We start from the raw sequence: 23,840 nt of genomic DNA, 5'->3' as shown, positions 1-23,840 counted from the left end.
GTCAGCCCTCCTGCCCGCAGAGTTCGACCAGCATGGCGCCGCCCTGGCCGCCGCCGATGCAGATGGCGGCCATGCCCCGGCGCAGGCCCCGGGCCTGCAGGGCGCGCACCAGGTGCAGCACGATGCGCGCACCCGACGCGCCCACCGGATGGCCCTGCGCGATGGCGCCGCCGTCCACGTTCAGCCGGTCCATGTCCAGGTCTCCCAGCGCGCCGCGCCCCAGATGTTCCCGGCACCACGATTCGTCGCGCCAGGCGGCGAGACAGCCTAGCACCTGGGCGGCGAAGGCTTCATTGATTTCCCACAAGTCCAGGTCGTTCAGCCCCAGGGCGTGGCGCGCCAGGATGGCCGAGGCCGCGTGCACGGGCCCCAGGCCCATGACGGCGGGGTCCAGGGCGGCCCACTGGGCGTCGACGATGCGGGCGACGGGCCGCAGGCCGCGCTCGCGCACGGCGCGTTCCGAGGCCAGCAGCAGGAGCGCCGCGCCGTCGGTGACCTGGGAACTGTTGCCCGCGGTGATGTTGCCGTAGGGCTTGTCGAAGACGGGCTTGAGCCGGGCGAGCTTTTCCGGCGTGGAGTCCGCGCGTACGCCGTCGTCGTCCTCGTACAGCGTGCCTTTGGCGTCGACCAGGGGCACGATCTCGCCGAAGGCCCCACGGGCGCGCGCGGCCAGGGCGCGGGCGTGGCTCTGGGCCGCGTAGGCGTCGAGCTGTTCGCGCGTCAGGCCGAAGCGGTGGACCAGGTTCTCGGCGGTCTGGCCCATGGACAGGCCGATCACCGGATCGCTCAGGCCCTTCAGCAGGCCGATCACCGGCTTGAAATACGAGGGGCGGAAGCGCCGCAGCAGCGGCAGGCGCTGCGCCAGGGTGCGGGCCTGGTTCCACTGGGCCAGCCAATGGACCATCTCGTCGGGGAACAGCAGCGGCGCGCGCGACAGCGCGTCCACGCCGCCAGCCAGGACCAGGTCATGGCGGCCGGTCTGCAGGCCCATGGCGGCGGAATCCAGCGCCTGCATGCCGGAGGCGCAGTTGCGCATCACCGTCCAGCCGGGCACGCGGTCGCCGCAGCCCAGGCGCAGGGCGATCACCCGGCCGATGTTGGTTTCGTCGGCCGAGGGCGCGGCGCAGCCGATCACGACCTCGTCCAGTTCCGTGGGTGCGAAGGGCTGGCGCAGCAGCAGTTCGCGGCCCGTCTGCACGGCCAGGTCGGACGCGGAGAACGGGCCCGGCGCGTTGCGGGCCTTGAGGAAGGGGCTGCGCGCCCCGTCGATGATGTAGACGGGTTCGAAGGCCATCAGGGGCGGGCTCCTTCGGATTCGGTCCGGGACGGGCCCTGGAAGTCCGGGGCGAAGTCGTCCACGGCGATCACGCGGTCGCGCAGCGCGTTGCGCGCGCGGATGCGGTCCAGCTCGTCGTCGGTGATGCCGCCGGCCGCGTGGATGGCCTCGGCCATGTCGCGCACGTTGGCGCGCGGGTCGGCGGCCGGTACCCGGCCGGCCTTTTCGAATTCGCGCATGCGGGTCTCGATGGCCTGCGTCTCCAGCACGGCGGCGAAGGCGGCCTCGATGGCGCCGACGGGTTCGTCCGGATCCCGGGGAACGTAAGTGCCCTGCGTCAGGCGGTCGCGCGCGCCGCCGGGCTGGCTGATCGCGTCGGCCACGGCCGCGGAGAGCCGGTCGGACGGCGCGGCGAACGGCCGGCCCCAGGGGAACAGCAGTGCGCGCAAGGCCCAGGCCAGGGGGCGGTTGGGGAAGTTGGCCAGCACGCCGGCGAAGGCGTCCTGGGCGCGGCAGAACGCGTCCTGGATCGCCCAATGCGCCAGCGGCGCGTCGGCGGCCTGGCGGCCTTCGTCCTGGTAGCGCTTCAGCGTGGCGGAGATCAGGTAGAGCTGCGACAGGATGTCGCCCAGGCGGGCGGAGATCGATTCGCGCCGCTTCAGCGAGCCGCCCAGTGTCAGCATGGAGACGTCGGCCAGGGTGGCGAAGGCCGCCGAGAAGCGCGTCAGCTGCTGGTAGTAGCGGGCCATTTCCGGGGCCACGGCGGTGTCGGGGCGGGCCAGCAGGGCGTTCGTGAAGCCGTGGCCGACGGCGCGCAGCGCATTGGCCGCGGTGTGGCGCGCGTGGCCCCAGAAGGCGCGGTCGAAGTCCGGCAGCCCCTGTTCGGGATCGGCGGCCTGGGCGGCGCGCATCTCGTCCAGCACGTAGGGATGGCAGCGGATCGCCCCTTGGCCGAAGATGATCAGGCTGCGCGTGAGGATGTTGGCGCCCTCGACCGTGATGCCCACCGGGATCTGCTGGTAGGCGCGGCCCAGGAAGTTCTGCGGTCCCAGGCAGATGCCCTTGCCGCCGATGACGTCCATGCCGTCGTTGACCACGATGCGGCCGCGTTCGGTGACGTGGTATTTGACGATGGCCGAGACCACGGCGGGCTTTTCGCCCAGGTCCACGGCGCCGGCCGTCATGACGCGGGCCGCGTCCATCAGGTAGGTGTGGCCGCCGATGCGCGCCAGGGCCTCGGCGATGCCCTCGAACTTGTGGATGCGGGTGCGGAACTGGTCGCGCACGACGGTGTAGGCGCCCACGGCGCGCGCGGTGAGCTTGGCCATGCCGGTATAGGACGAGGGCAGCGAGATCGAGCGCCCCGCCGCCAGGCATTCCATCAGCATGCGCCAGCCCTGGCCGGCCATGGCCGGCCCGCCGATGATGAAGTCCAGCGGCATGAACACGTCCCGCCCGCGCGTGGGGCCGTTCATGAACATGGCGTCCAGCGGGAAATGGCGGCGGCCGGTTTCCACGCCGGGGTGGTCGGACGGCACCAGGGCGCAGGTGATCCCCAGGTCGGGCGTGTCGCCCAGCAGGCCGTCGGGGTCGTACAGGCGGAAGGCCAGGCCCAGGAGGGTGCAGACGGGGCCCAGCGTGATGTAGCGCTTGTCCCAGGTGACGCGCATGCCCAGGACTTCGCGGCCCTGCCATTCGCCGGTGCACACGATGCCGTGGTCGGGGATGGCGGCGGCGTCCGAGCCGGCCCAGGGGCTGGTCAGGGCGAAGGCCGGGATGTCCTCGCCGCGTGCCAGGCGCGGCAGGTAGTGGTTCTTCTGTTCGTCGGTGCCGTAGTGCAGCAGCAGTTCGGCCGGCCCCAGGGAATTGGGCACCATGACGGTGACCGACAGTGCGGAGCAGCGCGTGGACAGCTTGGCGACCACGGCGGAATGCGCCAGCGCCGAGAAGCCCAGTCCGCCGTATTCCTTCGGGATGATCATGCCGAAGAATCGGTGGGTCTTGATGTATTCCCAGGCGTCGGCGGGGATGTCCAGATCCCGCCGGGTGACCTGCCAGTCGTTCACCATCGCGCAGACGGTCTCGACCTCATTGTCGAGGAAGTCCTGTTCGGCATCGGTCAGGCGCGGGGCGGGGATGGCATGCAGGGCGCGCGCGCTGGGGCGGCCGCGGAAGAGTTCGCCTTCCCACCAGACGGTGCCCGCTTCCAGGGCCTCGCGTTCGGTGTCCGACATGCGCGGCAGGATGCGGCGGAAGGTCCGATACAGGGGGCGGCTGAGGTGCCGGATGCGCAGATCGCGGCTGGACAGCACGAAGACGGCGGCCCCCAGCAGCAGGACGAGAATGATCAGCAGGAACGTCATGAGGGGGCTCCCGGTAGTGGCGCGCCGGTCGACAGCGGGGCGCGCAGGCCGCCCAGCAGGAAGGCCATCAGGCGGCCGAGCAGGGCCTGGGCGTCGATGTTGCTGGTGTCGCCGGGCAGGTTCATGGCCCGGCTGGAGCTTTCGGCGCCCATGATGGCGTAGGCCGTGGCGCCCAGCATGAAGTGGAAGCGCCAGACGATCTCGGCTTCCGGCACGCCCGGCAGCGAGGCCAGCAGCGCGCGGGTGAAGCGGTGCGCGACCGCCGAGCGTTCGGCGGCGAACAGGGCGCTGATGGCGCCGTTCGGGTCGGACATGGTGCTGGACTGCAGCGGCATGAAGGCGCGCCGTTCGGCGCCAGCGCTGCAGGCGTGGCGCACCAGGGGGCCGAAGTAGGCCTCGACGATGGCGGAAGGCTTGAGGGGCTGGCCGCCGGCCTTGGCCTCGAGGTCGTCCAGGATGCGCAGGCGTTCGTCGTTCAGCGCGTCCAGGCGGCGCTGGAACACGGCTTCGACCAGGGCGTCCTTGGAGCCGAAGTGGTAGTTCACGGCGGACAGGTTCACCCCCGCCGCCTGCGTGATCTGGCGCATGGACGTGTTGTCGTGCCCGTGCTCGGCGAACAGGCGTTCGGCGGCATCGAGGATGGCATCGCGGGTGAGGGTGGAGCGGGAGGTGGCCATGGATTAATTCAAACGTTTGTTTTAAAACTATACACAAGCTGCCTGGATTGGGTATCCGTGTTACCCCTTAGAACACTGGGAAGCAGATGTGCGCCGGTGATTGTTTCTTGGGGAAATGCCGCGTCCAGGATACACTTTCAAGGATTCGTTTCCATAAGTTCCTAAAGGGTGCGCGATGGCTTCCGTGCGACAGCTGCTGGTGATTTCGTCCCTGGTCATCGCCTGCATCCTCGCCGGCATGCTGGCGATGGGCACCAGCCTGATGGAGCGCCGGCTCGACGCCCAGTTGCAGACCGACGGCGAAAACGCCGCCGCCACGCTGGCCCTGCTGGTCGGCGCCCAGCCCGACGCCGCCGCCCGCGCGCGGGTGCTGGACGCGGCCTTCCAGCAGGGGCGCTTCGCCGACCTGGGCTTCACGCCCGATGATCCGGCGGCCCCCGTCTTCCAGTCCCGCCGCCCGGGGCGGTCCGCCGGGGATGCGCCGGACTGGTTCGACGCCCTGGCCGACATCCAGCCCCACCCGGCTTCCCGGCAGGTGGCTGGCGCCGGTTCGCTGCGACTGACCCTGGATCCGGGGCCCGCGCGCGACGCGCTCTGGACGCACGTGCTGCAATGGACCTGGCTGGCCCTGGGGCTGGCGGCTTTCTGGGCCTTGTTCGTCATCGCGCTGTCGGCCCGGGTGCGGCGCGAGCTGTCCGCCGCGGCGGTGGAAGCGCCCGAAATCAAGATCAAGCGCACCGAGCCGGTCGAGGACGCCGAGCTCATGGACGACGTCCGCGAACGCGTCGCGCCCACCATGGACGAGCAGATGGCGCGCATCGAGCGGCTGGAGATCGAGCTCAACCGCGATCCGGTGACCGGCCTGGCCAACCGCAGCTATTTCCTCAACGAGCTCAAGCGCATGCTGCGCGACGATTCCCGCCAGGGCGCGGTCAGCGGCTACGTGCTGCTGGTGCGCAGCCGCGACATGGCGCGCCTGCAGAACCAGACCGAACGCCAGGAACTGGACGACTGGCTGCGGCTGCTGGGGCGGCGCATCATCGAGCTGCTGAACGAGACCCCGCAGGCGCGGGCGCTGCCCGCCCGGCTGACCGGCAGCGACTTCGTGGTGCTGTTTCCCGTGGGCGGCGGCCCCGAGGTCATGCGCCCGGTGCAGAGACTGCGCGAGCTGCTCGAGACCCTGCGGGTCAAGCTCGACAGCCACAACCTGTCGCGCTGGGCCTACGCCCTGACGGACTACACCGTGCAGTGCACTCCCAAGGAAGTCCTGACGCGTCTGGACCAGGCCCTGATGTGCGCCGAGAGCGCCGGCCACGAGGAAATCGAATTCCTGTCCTACGCCGACCACGAGGACGGCGAGCTGCTCATGGGCGAGGCGTCCTGGCGCACCCTGATCTCCCAGGCGCTGGACCACGACCGCCTGTCGCTGGACGTGCGCCGCGTCCGGTACGAGGGCGACGACATCGCCGATCGCTACGAGGCCGCGCTGGCCCTGCAGGAGGACGACCCCGACCAGCCGCTCATGTCCGGCTTCCTGTTCATGCCGGCCGCCGCGCGCCTGGGCCTGTCCCCGGCCTGCGACATGCGCGCGCTGTGCCTGGCGCTGAACTGGCTGGGCGAGCACGACGGCGTCCTGGTCATCCGCATGTCGATCGCCTCGATCCTGGACACGCAGTACCTGGACGAGATCCGCCAGATCTGCGGCAACGCCGATCCCGAACTGCTGCACCGCCTGGTGGTGGAACTGGACGCCTACGGACTGAGCCGCCACCTGGAAGCCTTCCGGGCCTTCGCACGGGGCGTCATCGAGGCCGGCATGCACGTCGGGCTGCGCGGCCTGGACCAGCAGCCAGACGCCCTGCGCCAGATCCACGAGGTCGATTTCGCCTATGTGAAGCTGGGCGGAAATTTCGTGCGCGAACTGCTGGCCAGCCCGGGCGGCGTGCAGATGATGGTGGCCGTCACCGAGACCGCGATCGGCATGGGCATGCGCGTCTACGTGGACGACGCGGAGGATCCGGGCACGCGCCGGATGGTGATGGAGTACGGCGCCCTGCCGCGCGCCGCGTGACGCTTGTCTGTTTTTTGTGGAAAGGGCTTGCAAAGCCCCCATCGGCATCCTATAATGGCCGTCTTGCCCTATAGGGTGCGGTTTGCCATAGGCCATGCTTTGCGCGTGGCTATATGTGGTTTGCGGCCGGATCCTGGCTTGGGGCAATGGAAGTTATCGAATTTCAACCCAGGGCGTACTTGGCCAACCCAATTGGCGAACCCAAGCGGCTGTCAAGTATGCCTGACGGGACCAAAACTGGCTGCGTGGCCGGGGATTCATGCCCTGGGCTTCGTTGTTAAGTTGGAACAGGAAAAATCATGATCCAAATGCAGACCACGCTGGACGTGGCCGACAACACGGGTGCGCGTTCTGTGATGTGCATCAAGGTGTTGGGCGGCTCCAAGCGCCGTTATGCCGCCATCGGCGACGTCATCAAGGTGTCCGTCAAGGAAGCGGCCCCCCGCGGGCGCGTCAAGAAGGGCGAAATCTACAACGCCGTGGTGGTGCGTACCGCCAAGGGCGTCCGCCGCAAGGACGGCTCGCTGATCCGCTTCGGCGGCAATGCGGCCGTGTTGCTCAACGCCAAGCTCGAGCCCATCGGCACGCGCATCTTCGGACCGGTCACGCGCGAACTGCGCACCGAGAAGTTCATGAAGATCGTGTCCCTGGCGCCCGAAGTGCTGTAAGGAGCCGATCATGCAAAACATTCGCAAAGGCGACGAAGTCATCGTGCTGTCCGGCCGCGACCGCAGCCGCCGGGGCACCGTGGTGGCCCGCGTCGACGCCGACCACGTGCTGGTCGAAGGCATCAACGTCGTGAAGAAGCACGCCAAGGGCAATCCCATGGCGGGCACGCCCGGCGGCATCGTCGACAAGACCCTGCCCATCCACATCTCGAACGTGGCGATCTACAACCCCGAAACCGGCAAGGGCGACCGCGTCGGCGTCAAGGTCGTGGACGGCGCCAAGGTTCGCATTTTCCGCTCCAACGGCGCCGTCGTTGGCGCGAAGGCATAAGGGGCGCGCACAAAATGGCTCGTTTACAAGATTTCTACCGCTCCAAGGTCGCTGCCGACCTGCAGGCGAAATTCGGCTACCAGTCGGTGATGCAGGTTCCCCGCATCACCAAGATCACCCTGAACATGGGCGTGTCCGAAGCCGTCGCCGACAAGAAGGTCATCGAGAACGCCGTGGGCGACATGACCAAGATCGCCGGCCAGAAGCCCGTGGTCACCAAGACCCGCAAGGCCATCGCCGGCTTCAAGATCCGCGAGGACTACCCGATCGGCTGCATGGTCACCCTGCGCGGCCAGCGCATGTACGAATTCCTGGATCGCCTGATCTCGATCGCCCTGCCCCGCGTGCGCGACTTCCGCGGCGTGTCGGGTCGCGCCTTCGATGGTCGCGGCAATTACAACATCGGTGTGAAAGAACAGATCATCTTCCCGGAAATCGAGTACGACAAGATCGATGCCGTGCGCGGGATGAACATCAGCATCACCACCACCGCAAAGACCGACGAGGAAGCCAAGGCGCTGTTGAGCGCATTCAGCTTCCCCTTCCGCAACTAAGGGGCTGACGTGGCAAAACTTTCCCTCATCAATCGCGACATCAAGCGCGCCAAGCTGGCCGAGAAGTTCGCCGCCAAGCGCGCCGCGCTGAAGGCGATCATCGCCGACCAGTCGAAAACCGACGAAGAACGCTATCAGGCTCGCCTGGCGCTGCAACAGCTGCCGCGCAATGCCAACCCCACCCGCCAGCGCAACCGCTGCGTGGTGACGGGCCGCCCCCGCGGCGTGTTCAGCAAGTTCGGGCTGACCCGCCACAAACTGCGTGAAATGACCATGCGCGGCGAAGTGCCTGGCATGACCAAGGCCAGCTGGTAGGAGAATCACACATGAGCATGAGCGATCCCATCGCCGATATGCTGACCCGCGTGCGCAACGCGCAGATGGTCAACAAGACGTCGGTTTCCATGCCCTCCTCCAAGCTGAAGGCGGCCATTGCCGCCGTGCTGAAGGACGAAGGCTACATCGAGGATTTCCGTATCGGCGGCGAACAAGCCAAGCCGGTGCTGGAAATCACCCTGAAATACTATGCCGGCCGCCCGGTGATCGAGCGCATCGACCGCGTCTCGCGTCCCGGCCTGCGCATCTACAAGAGCAGCACCGCCATTCCCCAGGTCATGAACGGCCTGGGCGTGGCGATCGTCTCGACCCCCCGTGGCGTCATGACGGACCGCAAGGCCCGCGCCAACGGCGTCGGCGGCGAAGTGCTCTGCTACGTGGCATAAGGAGCTCAACATGTCGCGTATCGCCAAATACCCCGTCGCGCTGCCGAAAGGCGTCGAAGCCACCATCAGCGCCGGGCAGATCGTCGTCAAGGGCCCGCTGGGCACCCTGACCCAGGCCCTGGACGGCAACGTCCGGGTTTCCCAGGAAGACGGCCAGCTCACCTTCGCCGTCGCCAACGATTCCCGCCAGGCCAATGCCATGTCGGGCACCGTGCGCGCGCTGGTGAACAACATGGTCACGGGCGTCAGCACCGGCTTCGAACGCCGCCTGACCCTGGTCGGCGTGGGCTTCCGCGCGCAACTCCAGGGCAATGCCCTGAAGCTGCAGCTGGGCTTCTCGCACGACATCCTGCACGACATCCCCCAAGGGATCAAGATCGAGTGCCCCAGCCAGACCGAAATCGTGGTCAAGGGCTCCGACAAGCAGGTCGTCGGCCAGGTCGCCGCCGAAATCCGCGCCTACCGCGAACCCGAACCCTACAAGGGCAAGGGCGTGCGCTATGCGGATGAACGCGTGATCCTGAAAGAAACCAAGAAGAAGTAAGCACGCAGGCAAGGACGAATCATGGACAAGAAAACTTCCCGTTTGCGTCGTGCCGCGGCCACCCGCCGCAAGATTCACGAACTGCGTGTGCATCGCCTGGCGGTGCATCGCACGAATCTGCACATCTACGCCAACATCATTTCGCCGGAAGGCGACCGCGTGCTCGTCAGCGCCTCGACGCTCGAGCCCGAGGTCCGCAAGGAACTCGCCAGCCAGAAGGCCAACGGGGGCAACGCCGCCGCCGCCAGCCTGGTCGGCAAGCGCGTGGCCGAGAAAGCCAAGGCTGCCGGCATCGAACTCGTCGCCTTCGACCGTTCGGGCTTCCGTTACCATGGCCGCGTCAAGGCGCTGGCCGAAGCCGCGCGTGAAGCCGGCTTGAAGTTCTAAGGGAATCACATGGCTAAAGCACAAGGCAAGCACGCCCCGGAGCAAGAGCGCGACGATGGCATGCGTGAAAAGATGATCGCGGTCAACCGCGTCAGCAAGGTCGTCAAGGGCGGCCGCACCATGAGCTTCGCCGCGCTGACCGTGGTCGGCGACGGCGACGGCCGCATTGGCATGGGCAAGGGCAAGGCCCGCGAAGTGCCGGTCGCCGTCCAGAAGGCCATGGAACAGGCCCGCCGCGGCCTGCTCAAGGTGGCCCTGAAGAACGGCACGCTGCATCACACTGTGGTCGGCAAGCACGGCGCCTCGACGGTGCTGATCTCGCCCGCCGCCGAAGGGACCGGCGTGATCGCCGGCGGCCCGATGCGCGCGATCTTCGAAGTCATGGGCGTGCGCAACGTCGTGGCCAAGAGCCTCGGTTCGAGCAACCCGTACAACATGGTCCGTGCGACCCTCAACGGCCTGCGCGCCTGCTCCACGCCCGCGGAAATCGCGGCCAAGCGCGGCAAGACGGTCGAAGAGATCCTGGGGTAAGACATGGCACAGAAGCAAATCAAAGTCACGCTCGTGCGCTCTGTCATCGGCACGCACAAGTCCCACCGCGCCACCGTGCGCGGCCTGGGTCTGGGCAAGGTGAACAGCAGCCGCGTCCTGGTCGATACGCCCGAGGTGCGTGGGATGATCCGCAAGGTGGATTATCTGGTCACCGTCTCGGAAGCCTAAAGGAATTCAGATGTCCGTCACTCAACTGAACACGCTCGCCCCCGCCGAAGGCGCCAAGCGCCCCCGCCGCCGCGTGGGCCGAGGCATCGGTTCCGGCCTGGGCAAGACCGCCGGCCGCGGCCACAAGGGCCAGAAGTCCCGCGCGGGCGGTTTCCACAAGGTCGGTTTCGAAGGCGGCCAGATGCCGCTGCAGCGCCGCCTGCCCAAGCGCGGCTTCACGCCGATGGGCCGCCACCTGTTCGCCGAAATCCGTCTGTCGGATCTCCAGGCGCTGCCGGTCGACGAGATCGACCTGCAGGTCCTGAAGGCCGCCGGCCTGGTGGGCGATCTGGTCCGCACCGTCAAGGTCATCAAGACCGGCGAACTGTCCCGCAAGGTCACGCTGCGCGGAATCAATGCGACGGCCGGCGCTCGCGCCGCGATCGAAGCGGCCGGCGGATCGCTGGCGTAAGGGGCGGCTGTGGCCAAAGCTCAGGCACATAAGCCCAGCGCGGGATACGGCGACCTCAAGCGCCGTATCCTGTTCCTCGTGCTCGCCCTGATCGTCTATCGCCTGGGGACCCACATCCCTGTGCCCGGTATCAATCCGGACGCGCTCGCCGACCTGTTCCAGCAGAACCAGGGCGGCATCCTGGGCCTGTTCAACATGTTCTCCGGCGGCGCCCTGGAGCGCTTCTCCGTGCTGGCGCTGGGGATCATGCCGTACATCTCGGCGTCCATCATCATGCAGCTGCTGGCGGTGGTCGTGCCCTCGCTGGAAGCCATCAAGAAGGAAGGCCAGTCCGGCCAGCGCAAGATCACCCAGTACACCCGCTACGGCACGGTGTTCCTGGCGACCTTCCAGGCGATCGGCATCTCGGTGGCGCTGGAATCCCAGCCCGGCCTGGTCATCGATCCGGGCCTGCTGTTCCGCTTCACCACGATCGTGACGCTGGTCACCGGCAGCATGTTCATCATGTGGCTGGGCGAGCAGATCACCGAGCGCGGCCTGGGCAACGGCATCTCGCTGCTGATCTTCGCCGGGATCGTCGCCGGCCTGCCCGGCGCGCTGGGCGGCATGCTGGACCTGGTGCGCACGGACTCGATGTCCATCCTGTCGGCGCTGTTCATCCTGGCCCTGGTGGTCGCGGTGACCTATTTCGTGGTCTTCGTCGAACGCGGCCAGCGCCGCATCACGGTGAACTACGCCAAGCGCCAGGTGGGCAACAAGCTCTACGGCGGCCAGTCCTCGCACCTGCCGCTGAAGCTGAACATGTCCGGCGTGATCCCGCCGATCTTCGCCTCGTCGATCATCCTGCTGCCCGCGACGGTCACCAGCTGGTTCTCCAGCAACCCGAACATGCGCTGGCTGGGCGATCTGGCGGCGGCCCTGTCGCCGCAGCAGCCGCTGTACGTGACGCTGTATTCCGGCCTGATCATCTTCTTCTGCTTCTTCTACACGGCGCTGGTGTTCAACAGCCGCGAGACGGCGGACAACCTGAAGAAGAGCGGCGCCTTCGTGCCCGGGATCCGTCCCGGCGAGCAGACCGCCCGCTACATCGACAAGATCCTCATGCGGCTGACGCTGTCGGGCGCGATCTATGTCACGCTGGTCTGCCTGCTGCCCGAACTGATGCAGATGCGCTGGAACGTGCCCTTCTACTTCGGTGGCACGTCCCTGCTGATCATCGTCGTCGTCGCGATGGATTTCATGGCGCAGGCGCAGGCTTACATGATGTCCCAACAGTACGACTCGTTGCTCCGAAAGGCGAACTTCAAGGGCGCCGCGGGCTTACCCATGCGCTGAACAACATGTCCAAGGACGACGTCATCCAGATGCAAGGGGAGGTCATCGAAAACCTTCCCAACGCAACGTTCCGCGTCAAGCTGGAAAATGGCCACATGGTGCTGGGCCACATTTCGGGCAAGATGCGTATGCACTACATCCGGATCCTTCCGGGTGACAAGGTCACAGTGGAGCTCACGCCCTATGACCTGTCGCGCGCCAGGATTGTTTTCCGCTCCAAATAAGGTAGCGGCCGGTCAAGAACCAGGAGATCACCATGAAGGTAATGGCATCGGTAAAGCGGATCTGCCGCAACTGCAAAATCATCAAACGTCACGGCGTGGTGCGCGTCATCTGCACCGACCCGCGTCACAAGCAACGCCAAGGCTAAGGCCGGGCATAACGGATTTCACGAGGAACAGTCATGGCCCGTATTGCTGGCATCAATATTCCGCCGCACCAACACGCCGAGATCGGTCTGACCGCCATCTTCGGCATCGGCCGCACCCGCGCCCGCAAGATTTGCGAAGCGACCGGCATCGAGTACTCGAAGAAGATCAAGGATCTGACCGACGAGGAACTGGAAAAGATCCGTGAACAGATCAACGGCTACACGATCGAAGGCGACCTGCGCCGCGAAGTGCAGCTGTCGATCAAGCGTCTGATCGACCTGGGCACGTACCGTGGCATGCGCCACAAGCGCGGTCTGCCGGTGCGCGGCCAGCGCACCCGCACCAACGCGCGCACCCGCAAGGGCCCGCGTCGCGCCGCAGCGTCCCTGAAGAAATAACCTGAGGAAAGAACATGGCGAAAGCTCAGAGCGGCGCCTCGCGCGTCCGCAAGAAAGTCAAGAAGAACGTGTCCGACGGGATTGCCCACGTCCACGCGTCCTTCAACAACACCATCATCACCATCACCGACCGTCAGGGCAACGCCCTGTCGTGGGCGACCTCCGGCGGCGCCGGTTTCAAGGGTTCGCGCAAGTCGACGCCGTTCGCCGCCCAGGTGGCCGCCGAATCCGCCGGCCGGGTGGCCCAGGAATACGGCATCAAGACGCTGGAAGTCCGCATCAAGGGCCCCGGCCCCGGCCGCGAATCCTCCGTGCGCGCCCTGAATGCTCTGGGGATCAAGATCTCCAGCATTTCGGACATCACGCCGGTGCCGCACAACGGCTGCCGTCCGCCCAAGCGTCGTCGTATCTAAGGGGAACATCTTGGCTCGTTACACTGGACCCAAATGCAAGCTTTCGCGTCGCGAAGGCACCGACCTGTTCCTGAAGAGCGCCCGCCGTTCGCTGGACTCCAAGTGCAAGCTCGAATCCAAGCCCGGCCAGCACGGCCGCATCTCGGGTTCGCGCACGTCGGATTTCGGCCTGCAGCTGCGTGAAAAGCAGAAGCTCAAGCGCATGTACGGCGTGCTGGAAAAGCAGTTCCGCAAGTACTTCGCCGAAGCCGAGCGCCGCCGTGGCAACACCGGCGAAACGCTGATCCAGCTGCTCGAATCGCGCCTGGACAACGTCGTCTACCGCATGGGCTTCGGTTCCACCCGCGCCGAAGCGCGCCAGCTGGTGAACCACCGCGCCATCGAACTGAACGGCCACACCGCCGACATCGCTTCGATGCTGGTCAAGGCCGGCGACGTGGTCGCCGTGCGCGAAAAGGCGAAGAACCAGTCCCGCATCAAGGAAGCCCTGGAACTGGCGACCGGCAACGGCCTGCCCCAGTGGGTCGAGGTCGACGCCGGCAAGCTGTCGGGCGTGTTCAAGCAGGCCCCGGATCGCGCCGACGTCGCCCACGACGTCAACGAATCCATGGTCGTGGAACTGTATTCCCGCTGATCCCCCGGGATCGGCGGCATGCGCCGCCCGCCGTCCCTCGGGGCGGCGGTTGCCGGAACCGGCCCGCGGGCCGGGGCGTCCGGCGGTTTTCCTGGAAGGGACGAGCGTCCCTTCCTTCTTGTTTTCCGTCAGCCTTATCGGTGTAACGAGCCGAGGGTATTGAAAAGGAACATCCATGTCCGCACAAGGTTTTCTGAAACCCCGCACCATCTCCGTCGAAACCCTGGGCGCCCATCACGCCAAGGTCGTGATGGAGCCCTTCGAGCGCGGCTACGGCCACACGCTGGGCAACGCCCTGCGCCGCATCCTGCTGTCCTCCATGGCGGGCTACGCCCCCACCGAAGTCCAGATCAGCGGGGTCGTGCACGAATACTCCACGATCGCCGGGGTGCGCGAGGACGTCGTCGACATCCTCCTGAACCTCAAGGGCGTGGTGTTCAAGCTCCACAACCGCGACGAAGTCACGCTGCAGCTCAACAAGCAAGGTCCCGGCGAAGTCCGCGCCCGCGACATCGAACTGCCGCACGACGTCGAGATCATCAACCCGGATCACCTGATCGCCACCCTGACGGACAACGGCCGCCTGGAAATGCAGGTCAAGGTCGAGCAGGGCCGCGGCTACGTGCCGGGCAATGTGCGCGCCCTGGTCGACGACCGTTCGGCCACCATCGGCCAGATCGTGCTGGACGCTTCCTTCAGCCCCGTGCGCCGCGTCAGCTACGCCGTGGAAAATGCCCGCGTCGAGCAGCGTACCGACCTGGACAAGCTGGTGCTGGACGTGCAGACCAACGGCGTCATCAGCCCGGAAGAAGCCGTGCGCCAGTCGGCCCGCATCCTGATGGACCAGATCTCCGTGTTCGTGTCGCTGGCCGACAAGGACGCCGGCCAGCTGACCACCAGCCTGCCGGTGGGCGGCCAGTCGGCCCCGATCGATCCGGTGCTGCTGCGCCCGGTCGACGACCTGGAGCTGACGGTGCGTTCGGCCAACTGCCTGAAGGCCGAGAACATCTACTACATCGGCGATCTGATCCAGCGCACGGAAAACGAGCTGCTCAAGACCCCGAACCTGGGTCGCAAGTCGCTCAACGAGATCAAGGAAGTCCTGGCCGCGCGCGGCCTGACCCTGGGCATGAAGCTGGAAAACTGGCCGCCCGTCGGCCTCGAGCGTCCCTGATCGCAGCACCGGCGCGCGGGAGGCCATCCAGGCCGTGCGCGTGCTAATATCCCGCCCTGGCCGTTTCGGCGGCCGGGATCCAACCCCACCCGGGCCGCGGCTCGTCCGATAGAAGATCCGGGTTCCATAGATTCAAAAGGAAATCGAAATGCGCCATCGTCACGGCCTTCGCAAACTGAACCGCACCAGCAGCCACCGTCTGGCCATGTTCCGCAACATGGCGGTGTCCCTGCTGACCCACGAAGCCATCAAGACCACCCTGCCCAAGGCCAAGGAACTGCGTCGCGTGGTCGAGCCCCTGATCACCCTGGGCAAGAACCCCACGCTGGCCAACCGCCGCCTGGCCTTCGCCCGCCTGCGCGACCGCGACGTCGTCACCAAGCTGTTCAACGACATCGGACCGCGCTTCGCCGCGCGCAACGGCGGCTACACCCGCGTGCTGAAGATGGGTTTCCGCCAGGGCGACAACGCCCCCATGGCCTACATGGAACTGGTCGACCGTCCGGAAGCCGAAGCGCCGGCCGGCGAATAAGCGCTCCGGCACGCCGCCTTCCGGGCGGCGGCGCGACGCGGCGGGCCCCTCGGGGCCCGTTTTGCATTGCGGCCCGCCAGGACGCCGCGCGGCCCGCCCGTCCCCGGGCATGACGGGGATCAATGCGCCCGGGCATGCGGCGCCGCCGGATGCCGCGTCCGGCGCGCGCCGCGGGTACAATGAGCCCAATACCCACACTGCCCGAAAGCCATGAAAGATCAGACACCTGGCGGCGATCCCGCCCTGGTCGTGCGCCAGGCCGGCGCACCGACCGACACCGTGGTGGTGCTCAGCACGGCGCCCGACGAACTGCTGGCCAAGCGCATCGCGCACGTGCTGGTCGAGGAGTCGCTGGTGGCCTGTGCCCAGGTGGGGCCGGCCATCGTCTCCATGTACCTGTGGCAGGGGGAGCTCGAAGGCACGGACGAGGTCCAGCTCCTGTTCAAGACCACGGCGGACACGCTGCCCGCGCTGTACGAGCGGCTGTGCGTGCTGCACCCCTACGAGATCCCCGAGTTCATGGTGCTGGGCGTGCCGGCGGGCAGCCGCGCCTACCTGGATTGGGTCGCCCAGTCCACCCGGGCCGCCATCCAGGCCGCCACCCGGGACGCCTGACGCGCGCCGCCGTCTCCGCATTCAAGTTCGAGGAAGCCGTTGATGCCGCATCCGTCGGTCCTTAACCCATGCCTGCTCGCGCGCGCGCGCGGCCTGCCGCGCCGGGCCGCGGCCCTGCTGGGCATTCTGCTGCTGGCGCTGTGCGGGCTGCTGGGTTCGGCCCGGGCGGCCGACGACTTCCTGGAACCCGAGCGGGCCTTCGCCGACACGGCGGCCATGGCCGATCCCCTGACCCTGGACATCCACTGGGAGATCGCGCCGGGCTATTACATGTACCAGGACCGCTTCGAGGTGCGCATCGAGGACGCCCAGGGGCGGCTGCTGGTGTTCCGACGCTCCGACCTGACCCCGGAGGACGCCGAGACGCGCGCGCCGGCCTGGGGCGATGCCCTGCGCTTGCCGCACGGGCAGGTCAAGTACGACCCCACGTTCGAGAAGGACATGGAGGTCTTCCACGGGGGCGTGACGCTGCGGGCGGCCCTGCGGCCCGGCGCCGAGGGACCCTTGCAGGTCGCCGTCACCGGCCAGGGCTGCGCCGACGAGGGCCTGTGCTACCCGCCCATGACGAAGACCTTCGTCCTGCAGGCCGACGGCGGCGGCTACCGCGCGGTCGGCGAGCAGGTCCGCGACCGGGTGCCGCCGCCGCGCGACGAGACGCCCGCCTCCGCCGCCCCGGGCCGGACACCCGGCGGGGCCACCGGCCTGTCGGCGGCCCTGCGCGGCGGCGACGGGGCCGGGCCGGTTGCGTCGGGTTCGGCCCCGGCTTCGGCCGCGTCCGTTTCCTCGCCCGCGGCCGGCGGGCCGGACGGAGAATCCTGGCTGGACCTGGGCGACGTAGGCATGGCGGCCTGGCTGCACCAGGCGCCGTTGTGGCAGATCCTGGCGCTGAGCCTGGCGCTGGGCGCCCTGCTGTCCCTGACGCCTTGCGTGCTGCCCATGGTGCCCATCCTGCTGGCCGTGATTTCGGGCGGTGGCGCCGCGGTCGGCCGGGCGCGCGGCCTGGGGCTGGCGGCGATCTACGTGCTGGGCATGTCCCTGGTCTACACCGCGCTGGGCGTGGCGGCCGGCCTGCTGGGCGCCGGCCTGGCGGCCTGGCTGCAATCGCCCTGGGTGCTGGGCACCTTCGCCGTGCTGCTGGCGCTGTTCGCCCTGGCGATGCTGGACGTCTTCACTCTGCAGGCCCCGGTGGGCCTGCAGTCGGCCATGCAGGAACGCCTGCGGCGCCTGCCGGGCGGCCATGCGGGCGGTGTGTTCGTGATGGGCCTGCTGTCGGCCCTGATCGTCGGGCCGTGCGTGGCCGCGCCGCTGGCCGGCGTCCTGCTGTTCATCTCGCAGACCGGCGACGTGGTGGTGGGCGGCGCCGCGCTGTTCGCCCTGGCCTGGGGCGAAGGCCTGCTGCTGCTGGCCGTGGGCGCGGGCGCCGGCGCCCTGATGCCGCGCGCCGGGGCCTGGATGACGCCGCTGAAGGCGGGCTTCGGCCTGCTGCTGCTGGCCACCGCCTGGTGGATGGCGCGGCCGCTGCTGGCCGACGGGCTGTACGTCGGCGGCTGGGTGCTGCTGGCGCTGTGGGCCGCCCTGCTGGCCTGGTCGGCCGCCGCGCCGGGCAAGGGCGAGGCCGGGCCGCTGCGGCTGCTGACGCGCGCCCTGGCCCTGATGCTGGCCTTGTGGGGGCTGGCGCAGGGCGCCGGGCTGCTGGCGGGCGGGCGCGACATGCTGCGTCCCCTGGCGCCGTTCAGCGCCGGCATGGCCGGTACGGGCGGCGCGGCCGTGGCCGCCGCCGATCCCGCCGCCATCCGCGCCCGTTTCACGCGCGTGTCGTCCCTGGCGGACCTGGATGCGCGGCTGGCGGCCGCCGACCGGCCCGTGATGCTGGATTTCTACGCCGACTGGTGCGTGTCCTGCCTGGAGATGGAGAAATTCACCTTCAGCGATCCGGCCGTGGCCGAGCGCATGGGCCGCATGCTGCTGCTGCAGGCGGACGTGACCCGCATGACGGACGAGGACCGCGCCCTGCTGGCGCGCTTCGACCTGTTCGGCCCGCCGGGCATCCTGTTCTTCGACGCCCGCGGACGGATCATTCCCGAGGCCCGGGTGGTGGGGTTCCGGAAGGCGGATGCCTTCCGCAAGGTGCAGGACCGGGTGCTGGGCCAGGAAGGGGCGTGAGGGGTTGAAAAGCCCGCCCGGCGCAGCCGGCCCGCGATGGTGGCCGGCGGGCCCCGCGTGCTACACTCCCGGCGTCATCGGGGAGTAGCCGCTCTTCTCCCGAAGAGGCCGACGTCAACATGCTTGACCCACGGGTCATGGCGCCGGCAGTTCTCGAACCTGGCAAGACCTTTGACCACGACGCTTCCGACTTGGCCGGGGGCGCGTCGTGGTCGATCGTCCGCATCCGGCCAGGGAACTTTCATGGAATCTCTCCTCGTCTCGACCGGGGTCGTCGCGCTCGCTGAAATCGGTGACAAGACCCAGCTTCTGGCCTTCATCCTCGCGGCCCGCTTCAAGAAGCCCGTGCCGATCATCCTCGGCATCTTCGCCGCGACGATCGTGAACCACGGACTGGCGGGCGCCCTGGGCGCCTGGATCACCGGCGCCGTGAGCCCCGGGATTCTGCGCTGGGTGCTTGGCGCGTCATTCATCGGCATGGCGGTCTGGACCATGATCCCGGACAAGATCGAAGAGGAGGAAACCCAGGTGGCCAGGCGTTTCGGCGTCTTTGGCGCCACGCTGATCACCTTCTTCCTGGCCGAGATGGGCGACAAGACGCAGGTCGCGACCGTTGCGATGGCCGCCCACTACGCATCGCCCCTGCTGGTGGTGATCGGCACGACCCTCGGCATGCTCATCGCCGACGTGCCCGCGGTGTTCGTCGGTGACAAGCTGGCCAGCAGGATTCCGATGAAACTGGTGCACTCGATCGCGGCGGGCGTTTTCGCCGTGCTGGGCGTGGCCACCTTGCTGGGCGCGGGCGCCGGACTGGGTCTTTGAGCCGGTTCCTTCGAAGGAGGGCGGGGGAGATGGGCGCCTACGCGCCGGTGCCGTCCTGCGTGCGGTCATCGCTCGCCTGGACCGCCGTTTCCGCGGCGTCGGCCTCGTCCTCGGGCGCCGGCTTGCGCTTTTCGATGGCGGCGGCGGCCAGGATGCCGATTTCGTACAGCAGGCACAGCGGCGCGGCCAGCAGGATCTGGCTGAGCACGTCGGGCGGCGTCACCACGGCGGCCAGCACGAAGGCGCCGACGACCACGTAGCCGCGCACTTCGCGCAGTTTCTTCACCGTGACCATGCCGGTCTTGACCAGCAGGATGACCGCGATCGGGACCTCGAAGGTCACGCCGAAGGCGATGAACATGGTGAGCACGAAATTGACGTAGGCCTCGATGTCCGGCGCCGGGGTGATGGATTGCGGCGCGAAGTGGGCGATGAAGTTGAAGACCGTGTGGAAGACCACGAAATAGCAGAACGCCATGCCCAGCAGGAACAGCAGGGTGCTGGAGATGATCAGGGGCAGCGCCAGGCGCTGTTCGTGGCGGTACAGGCCCGGGGCGACGAAGGCCCAGGCCTGGTACAGGACCACCGGCAGGGCCAGCACGAAGGACGCCAGCAGGGTGACCTTGATCGGCACCATGAAGGGTGTGATGACGCCGGTGGCGATCATGCGCGTGCCCTGGGGCAGCGAAGCCAGCATGGGCTGGGCCAGGATGTCGTAGATCATCGACGGTCCCGGATAGATGAACAGCACGATGAAGATGCCCAGCACGGCCATCACGGCCCGCAGCAGGCGCGTGCGCAGTTCGATCAGGTGGGAGATGAACGTGTCCTGGGACGAGGCGTCGGAAGCGTCTGTCATGCCGTGCTTCAGTGGCTGGTATCGGTGGGGGCCGGCGCGGTCTGGCGAACGGGCGCGGGTTCGGGGGCGGGCTGTCCGGCCGGTTCCGGCGCCGTGATCGCGGGCGGCGCGCCGGCGTCGCGGCCGGCCGGGGCGGCGTCGGGTGTCGCGGCCGGCGGCAGCGGATCGAGCGCCTGGCGGGCCTGGTCCAGGGTGTCCTTGATGGCCTGCGAGGGCTGGGTGACGGCGGCCTTCAGGTCGTCCACCGAGGAGGTCATGGAAGACTGCACGGAACGGGCGGCGTCTTCCATCTGGTGTTTGATGTCGCCGATTTCCTTCAGGTCCATTTCCTTCTGGATGTCGGACTTGACCTCGTTGACGTAGCGCTGGGCGCGGCCGAGCAAATGCCCGACCGTGCGGGCGACCTTGGGCAGGCGTTCGGGGCCGATGACGATCAGCGCGATCACGCCGATCAGCATCAGTTCGCTGAAGCTGACATCAAACATGGCGGGTCCGGGGCGCGGCGGTCGGGATCAGGCGTCGGTCTTTTCGCGGGCCTGGACGTCCACCGTGTCGGCGTCGCGGGTCTGCTGGGTGACGGCCGGCGTGGCGGCGGATTCGTCCTGGGCATCCTTCATGCCCTTCTTGAAGCCCTTGACGGCGCCGCCGAGGTCTTCGCCGATGTTGCGCAGTTTCTTCGTGCCGAAGATCAGGGCGACGATGACCAGAACGATCAGCCAGTGCCAGATGCTGAAGCTACCCATGAGAACTCCTTAGGCGGCGGGGGCCGCGCGGTTTGACCAGGGGCGTTCGCCCCCCAGGATGTGGAAATGCAGGTGATCGATTTCCTGGCCGCCTTCGGTGCCGGTGTTGGACACCAGGCGGAAGCCTCCGGCGGGCATGGGATTGCAGCCGTTGGCGAAGGCGATCTTGGGCGCCAGGCGCAGCATGCGGGCCAGCCAGCCGTCGTCGTCGGCGCCGATGTCGGCCAGCGAGGCCACGTGGTGCTTCGGGATCAGCAGCAGATGCACGGGAGCCGCCGGGTTGATGTCGTGGAATGCGAGGAATTCGTCGTCTTCGTGGACAATGCGGGCAGGGATCTCGTGCCGGGCGATTTTACAGAACAGGCAATCGTGGCTCATGAGGATCTACGAGGCGGGGTCGGATATCGACCCGATCAATCCCGTATGTTGCCACATTTTCGTGGGAGCCGGTTTGACCGGGAGGGATGAGATCGGGCATGAAACGGTCCTGGCGCGGTTGAATGAGCCACACAAGGCCCTAGTCCTTCGGGCGGGACGCCTTTTCCTCCAGCCCCGACAGGCCCTCGCGGCGGGCCAGCTCGGCCAGCACGTCCTCGGGGCGCAGGTCGAAGTGCGTCAGGGCGACCAGGCAGTGGAACCACAGGTCGGCGGTCTCGGCGACGATGCGCTCGCGGACGCCGTCCTTGGCGGCCATGACCAGTTCGGTGGCTTCCTCGCCGATCTTCTTCAGGAAGGCGTCCGGACCGCGCGACAGCAGCTTGGCGGTGTAGGACGTTTGCGGATCGCCGCCGCGGTCGGGCCGGCGCGTCGCCAGGGTGTCGGCCAGCCGGGCCAGGGTATCGGCGGTGGAGGGAGTCGTCATGAGGAGGGATCCGTGATCGAAAGAAGTCCGGGCCGGGCACGGCCGGCCCGCAGCGCATGCGTTCAGTGGCCGTGCGGGTGGCCGTAGATGGACTCGGGGTCCTTCAGCACCGGATCCTGGGCGACCCAGGCCGGCCGGGCGCCGCCCAGGTCCAGGCCGCGGTAGAAGCAGCGCGCGCGCCCGGTATGGCAGGCGATGCCGCCGACCTGGGTGATCTTGAGCAGCAGCACGTCGCCGTCGCAGTCCAGGCGGATGTCGTGGACCTGCTGGACGTGGCCGGATTCCTCGCCCTTGCGCCACAGGCGCGCGCGCGAGCGCGAGAAATACACGGCGCGCCCGGTGCGCACGGTTTCGCGGACGGCTTCGGCGTTCATCCAGGCCATCATCAGCACGGTGCCGGTCTGCGCGTCCTGGGCGATGGCGGGGATCAGGCCCTGGTCGTCGAAGCGCAGGGCGTCCAGCCAGTCCTCCGCCGCGCCGGGGGCGGGTTGCGCGGGCGCCGTCATGCGGCCACCCGCGCGGGAGCGGGCCGCACCGGGATGCCCTGGGCGGCCAGGTAGGCCTTGGCTTCGGCCAGGGTGTGCTGGCCGAAGTGGAAGATGCTGGCGGCCAGCACGGCGCTGGCGTGGCCCAGGGTGACGCCGTCGGCCAGGTGCTGCAGGGTGCCGACGCCGCCCGAGGCGATCACCGGCACCGGCACGGCGTCCGAGACCGTCCGGGTCAGTTCCAGGTCGAAGCCGGATTTGGTGCCGTCGCGGTCCATGCTGGTCAGCAGCAGTTCGCCGGCGCCCAGGTCGGCCATGCGGCACGCCCACTGCACGGCGTCCAGGCCGGTGGCGCGGCGGCCGCCGTGGGTGAAGATTTCCCAGCGCGGCGCCTCGTCCGCGCCGGAGACGCGGCGGGCGTCGAGCGCCACGACGATGCATTGCGAGCCGTGGTGGCGGGCGGCCTCGGCCACGAGTTCGGGGCGGGCGACCGCCGCGCTGTTGATCGAGACCTTGTCGGCACCCGCGTCCAGCAGGCGCTGCACGTCGGCCACCTGGCGCACGCCGCCGCCGACCGTCAGGGGGATGAAGACCTGGCGCGCCACGGCTTCGATGATGGGCAGGATCAGGTCGCGGTCGTCGGACGTGGCCGTGATGTCCAGGAAGGTGATCTCGTCGGCGCCCTGCTCGTCGTAGCGGCGGGCGATCTCCACCGGGTCGCCGGCGTCGGTCAGGTTGACGAAGTTCACGCCCTTGACTACCCGCCCGGCGTTGACGTCCAGGCAGGGGATGATGCGGCGGCACAGGCCGGACAGGCCCGGCGCGCCGGCTGGCGTGTCGGACCGGATCATGCGTCGGCGTCCTGGCCGCCCGGGGCTTCGTCCGGAGGGCCGACCAGCTCGTCGGCGAGGGCCTGGGCGGCGGCGAAGTCCAGGGTGCCTTCGTACAGGCTGCGGCCCAGGATGGCGCCGTCGACGCCTTCGTGAGCCACGTCGCACAGGGCGCGGATGTCGTCCAGCGAGGCGACGCCGCCCGAGGCGATGACGGGGATGCGGACGTGCTGCGCCAGGCGCACGGTGGCTTCGATGTTGACGCCCGAGAGCATGCCGTCGCGGCCGATGTCGGTGTAGATGATGGACTCGCAGCCGTAGTCCTCGAATTTCCGGGCCAGGTCCAGCACGTCGTGGCGGGTCAGCTTCGACCAGCCGTCGGTGGCGATCTTGCCGTCGCGCGCGTCCAGGCCGACGATGATGTGGCCGGGGAAGGCAGAGCAGGCGTCGCTGAGGAAGCCGGGGTCCTTGACCGCCGCCGTGCCGATGATGACGTAGGAGATGCCGTTGTCCAGGTAGTATTCGACCGTGTCCAGGTCGCGGATGCCGCCGCCGATCTGCACGGGGATGGCGTCGTCGACGGTGTCCACGATGGCCTGGATGGCGGCGCGGTTGCGCGGCTTGCCGGCCACGGCGCCGTTCAGGTCCACCAGGTGCAGGCGGCGTGCGCCCTGGGCGGCCCATTGGGCGGCCATGGCGGCGGGGTCTTCGGAAAACACGGTGGCCTTGTCCAGGTCGCCCTGGCGCAGGCGCACGCAATGCCCGTCTTTGAGGTCGATGGCGGGGATGAGCAGCATGGTCGTCGTGGTCGGTGCGGAAAGGGAGCGGTGCCGGGAGCCG

General features: G+C 68.3%; 33 protein-coding genes and 1 riboswitch. Of the genes, 22 read left to right on the top strand and 11 right to left on the bottom strand.

Annotated elements, in window-relative coordinates; genetic code table 11:
- Position 1 precedes the first annotated feature (1 nt).
- Genes ACFO27_RS09690 through ACFO27_RS09680 form a run of 3 tightly spaced genes read right to left on the bottom strand, consistent with a single transcriptional unit; the run spans position 2 to position 4,316 of the window.
- A complete protein-coding gene (locus ACFO27_RS09690; protein WP_376817161.1) occupies positions 2–1,294 on the bottom strand; it encodes an acetyl-CoA C-acetyltransferase in 1,293 nt (430 codons plus the stop codon).
- Positions 1,294–3,639 carry an acyl-CoA dehydrogenase gene (locus tag ACFO27_RS09685; protein WP_376817160.1) on the bottom strand — a complete coding sequence of 782 codons (2,346 nt, stop codon included), beginning with the start codon at positions 3,637–3,639 and terminating at the stop codon, positions 1,294–1,296. Before ACFO27_RS09685 ends, ACFO27_RS09690 begins: the two co-directional genes overlap by 1 nt.
- Positions 3,636–4,316: a TetR/AcrR family transcriptional regulator gene (locus ACFO27_RS09680; RefSeq protein ID WP_376817159.1), complete on the bottom strand. Its 681-nt coding sequence runs from the start codon at positions 4,314–4,316 to the stop codon at positions 3,636–3,638. Before ACFO27_RS09680 ends, ACFO27_RS09685 begins: the two co-directional genes overlap by 4 nt.
- 175 nt (positions 4,317–4,491) lie before the next feature.
- Here ACFO27_RS09680 and ACFO27_RS09675 point away from each other — a divergent pair, with 175 nt between their 5' ends.
- From ACFO27_RS09675 to ACFO27_RS09570, 22 genes are all read left to right on the top strand, one after another.
- Positions 4,492–6,387: an EAL domain-containing protein gene (locus tag ACFO27_RS09675; RefSeq protein ID WP_376817158.1), complete on the top strand. Its 1,896-nt coding sequence runs from the start codon at positions 4,492–4,494 to the stop codon at positions 6,385–6,387.
- A gap of 299 nt (positions 6,388–6,686) precedes the next feature.
- Positions 6,687–7,055, top strand: a complete 369-nt coding sequence (gene rplN, locus ACFO27_RS09670) for a 50S ribosomal protein L14 (RefSeq protein ID WP_043678954.1) — start codon at positions 6,687–6,689, stop codon at positions 7,053–7,055.
- Positions 7,056–7,065: 10 nt separating this feature from the next.
- Entirely contained in the window at positions 7,066–7,386 is a 321-nt protein-coding gene (rplX, locus tag ACFO27_RS09665) for a 50S ribosomal protein L24 (RefSeq protein WP_376817157.1), read from the top strand.
- Positions 7,387–7,400: 14 nt separating this feature from the next.
- Entirely contained in the window at positions 7,401–7,940 is a 540-nt protein-coding gene (gene rplE, locus ACFO27_RS09660; protein WP_323024031.1) for a 50S ribosomal protein L5, read from the top strand.
- 9 nt (positions 7,941–7,949) lie between these two features.
- Entirely contained in the window at positions 7,950–8,255 is a 306-nt protein-coding gene (gene rpsN / locus ACFO27_RS09655; RefSeq protein WP_323024032.1) for a 30S ribosomal protein S14, read from the top strand.
- Between the two features lie 11 nt (positions 8,256–8,266).
- A complete protein-coding gene (rpsH, locus tag ACFO27_RS09650) occupies positions 8,267–8,662 on the top strand; it encodes a 30S ribosomal protein S8 (RefSeq protein WP_323024033.1) in 396 nt (131 codons plus the stop codon).
- Positions 8,663–8,672: 10 nt separating this feature from the next.
- Positions 8,673–9,206, top strand: a complete 534-nt coding sequence (gene rplF / locus ACFO27_RS09645; RefSeq protein ID WP_376817156.1) for a 50S ribosomal protein L6 — start codon at positions 8,673–8,675, stop codon at positions 9,204–9,206.
- 21 nt (positions 9,207–9,227) lie between these two features.
- On the top strand, positions 9,228–9,593 hold the full coding sequence (gene rplR, locus ACFO27_RS09640; RefSeq protein WP_043678937.1) for a 50S ribosomal protein L18: 366 nt from the start codon (positions 9,228–9,230) through the stop codon (positions 9,591–9,593).
- A 9-nt stretch (positions 9,594–9,602) separates the two neighbouring features.
- On the top strand, positions 9,603–10,124 hold the full coding sequence (rpsE, locus tag ACFO27_RS09635; protein ID WP_325125219.1) for a 30S ribosomal protein S5: 522 nt from the start codon (positions 9,603–9,605) through the stop codon (positions 10,122–10,124).
- A 3-nt stretch (positions 10,125–10,127) separates the two neighbouring features.
- Positions 10,128–10,313, top strand: coding sequence for a 50S ribosomal protein L30 (gene rpmD, locus ACFO27_RS09630; RefSeq protein WP_043678932.1), 186 nt, complete (start codon positions 10,128–10,130; stop codon positions 10,311–10,313).
- Positions 10,314–10,323: 10 nt separating this feature from the next.
- On the top strand, positions 10,324–10,764 hold the full coding sequence (gene rplO / locus ACFO27_RS09625) for a 50S ribosomal protein L15 (RefSeq protein WP_376817155.1): 441 nt from the start codon (positions 10,324–10,326) through the stop codon (positions 10,762–10,764).
- A gap of 9 nt (positions 10,765–10,773) precedes the next feature.
- Positions 10,774–12,099 (top strand): preprotein translocase subunit SecY, encoded by a 1,326-nt coding sequence (secY, locus tag ACFO27_RS09620; protein ID WP_323024037.1) that lies wholly within the window; start codon positions 10,774–10,776, stop codon positions 12,097–12,099.
- 5 nt (positions 12,100–12,104) lie between these two features.
- Positions 12,105–12,323, top strand: coding sequence for a translation initiation factor IF-1 (infA, locus tag ACFO27_RS09615; protein ID WP_043678924.1), 219 nt, complete (start codon positions 12,105–12,107; stop codon positions 12,321–12,323).
- Positions 12,324–12,355: 32 nt separating this feature from the next.
- The gene (rpmJ, locus tag ACFO27_RS09610) at positions 12,356–12,469 is read left to right on the top strand and encodes a 50S ribosomal protein L36 (RefSeq protein WP_003805360.1); all 114 of its coding nucleotides are present in this window, start codon (positions 12,356–12,358) and stop codon (positions 12,467–12,469) included.
- 33 nt (positions 12,470–12,502) lie between these two features.
- The gene (gene rpsM, locus ACFO27_RS09605) at positions 12,503–12,868 is read left to right on the top strand and encodes a 30S ribosomal protein S13 (protein ID WP_043678921.1); all 366 of its coding nucleotides are present in this window, start codon (positions 12,503–12,505) and stop codon (positions 12,866–12,868) included.
- A gap of 14 nt (positions 12,869–12,882) precedes the next feature.
- On the top strand, positions 12,883–13,281 hold the full coding sequence (gene rpsK / locus ACFO27_RS09600) for a 30S ribosomal protein S11 (RefSeq protein WP_269356042.1): 399 nt from the start codon (positions 12,883–12,885) through the stop codon (positions 13,279–13,281).
- A 10-nt stretch (positions 13,282–13,291) separates the two neighbouring features.
- Entirely contained in the window at positions 13,292–13,915 is a 624-nt protein-coding gene (rpsD, locus tag ACFO27_RS09595; protein ID WP_376817154.1) for a 30S ribosomal protein S4, read from the top strand.
- 175 nt (positions 13,916–14,090) lie between these two features.
- Positions 14,091–15,089 (top strand): DNA-directed RNA polymerase subunit alpha, encoded by a 999-nt coding sequence (locus tag ACFO27_RS09590; protein ID WP_323024039.1) that lies wholly within the window; start codon positions 14,091–14,093, stop codon positions 15,087–15,089.
- Positions 15,090–15,237: 148 nt separating this feature from the next.
- Entirely contained in the window at positions 15,238–15,621 is a 384-nt protein-coding gene (gene rplQ / locus ACFO27_RS09585) for a 50S ribosomal protein L17 (RefSeq protein ID WP_376817153.1), read from the top strand.
- A 210-nt stretch (positions 15,622–15,831) separates the two neighbouring features.
- Positions 15,832–16,236, top strand: a complete 405-nt coding sequence (gene cutA, locus ACFO27_RS09580) for a divalent-cation tolerance protein CutA (RefSeq protein WP_376817152.1) — start codon at positions 15,832–15,834, stop codon at positions 16,234–16,236.
- Between the two features lie 42 nt (positions 16,237–16,278).
- Positions 16,279–18,399 carry a protein-disulfide reductase DsbD gene (gene dsbD / locus ACFO27_RS09575; protein ID WP_376817151.1) on the top strand — a complete coding sequence of 707 codons (2,121 nt, stop codon included), beginning with the start codon at positions 16,279–16,281 and terminating at the stop codon, positions 18,397–18,399.
- 67 nt (positions 18,400–18,466) lie between these two features.
- A riboswitch (yybP-ykoY riboswitch) is annotated at positions 18,467–18,640 on the top strand.
- 2 nt (positions 18,641–18,642) lie between these two features.
- Entirely contained in the window at positions 18,643–19,221 is a 579-nt protein-coding gene (locus ACFO27_RS09570; RefSeq protein WP_376817150.1) for a TMEM165/GDT1 family protein, read from the top strand.
- Positions 19,222–19,258: 37 nt separating this feature from the next.
- On the opposite strand, the gene tatC is transcribed toward ACFO27_RS09570, so the two are convergent.
- From tatC to hisA, 8 genes are all read right to left on the bottom strand, one after another.
- Positions 19,259–20,080, bottom strand: a complete 822-nt coding sequence (gene tatC / locus ACFO27_RS09565; protein WP_376817149.1) for a twin-arginine translocase subunit TatC — start codon at positions 20,078–20,080, stop codon at positions 19,259–19,261.
- A gap of 8 nt (positions 20,081–20,088) precedes the next feature.
- The gene (gene tatB, locus ACFO27_RS09560; RefSeq protein ID WP_376817148.1) at positions 20,089–20,565 is read right to left on the bottom strand and encodes a Sec-independent protein translocase protein TatB; all 477 of its coding nucleotides are present in this window, start codon (positions 20,563–20,565) and stop codon (positions 20,089–20,091) included.
- Positions 20,566–20,592: 27 nt separating this feature from the next.
- Complete coding sequence (gene tatA, locus ACFO27_RS09555; protein ID WP_376817147.1) at positions 20,593–20,823, bottom strand: Sec-independent protein translocase subunit TatA; 231 nt, start codon at positions 20,821–20,823, stop codon at positions 20,593–20,595.
- A 9-nt stretch (positions 20,824–20,832) separates the two neighbouring features.
- Entirely contained in the window at positions 20,833–21,201 is a 369-nt protein-coding gene (locus ACFO27_RS09550; protein WP_376817146.1) for a histidine triad nucleotide-binding protein, read from the bottom strand.
- A gap of 139 nt (positions 21,202–21,340) precedes the next feature.
- Positions 21,341–21,685: a phosphoribosyl-ATP diphosphatase gene (locus tag ACFO27_RS09545; protein ID WP_376817145.1), complete on the bottom strand. Its 345-nt coding sequence runs from the start codon at positions 21,683–21,685 to the stop codon at positions 21,341–21,343.
- 62 nt (positions 21,686–21,747) lie between these two features.
- Positions 21,748–22,191 carry a phosphoribosyl-AMP cyclohydrolase gene (gene hisI, locus ACFO27_RS09540; RefSeq protein WP_376817144.1) on the bottom strand — a complete coding sequence of 148 codons (444 nt, stop codon included), beginning with the start codon at positions 22,189–22,191 and terminating at the stop codon, positions 21,748–21,750.
- Positions 22,188–23,021, bottom strand: coding sequence for an imidazole glycerol phosphate synthase subunit HisF (gene hisF / locus ACFO27_RS09535; protein WP_376817143.1), 834 nt, complete (start codon positions 23,019–23,021; stop codon positions 22,188–22,190). Before hisF ends, hisI begins: the two co-directional genes overlap by 4 nt.
- Positions 23,018–23,797, bottom strand: a complete 780-nt coding sequence (gene hisA, locus ACFO27_RS09530) for a 1-(5-phosphoribosyl)-5-[(5-phosphoribosylamino)methylideneamino]imidazole-4-carboxamide isomerase (RefSeq protein WP_376817142.1) — start codon at positions 23,795–23,797, stop codon at positions 23,018–23,020. The genes hisF and hisA overlap by 4 nt, the downstream gene beginning before the upstream one ends.
- Positions 23,798–23,840 lie beyond the last annotated feature (43 nt).

Source organism: Castellaniella denitrificans (assembly GCF_042653765.1).
Taxonomy (GTDB): Bacteria; Pseudomonadota; Gammaproteobacteria; order Burkholderiales; family Burkholderiaceae_B; genus Castellaniella; species Castellaniella denitrificans.
The sequence above is the reverse complement of the archived record's forward strand: the minus strand, read 5'-3'. Positions and strand labels throughout refer to the sequence as shown.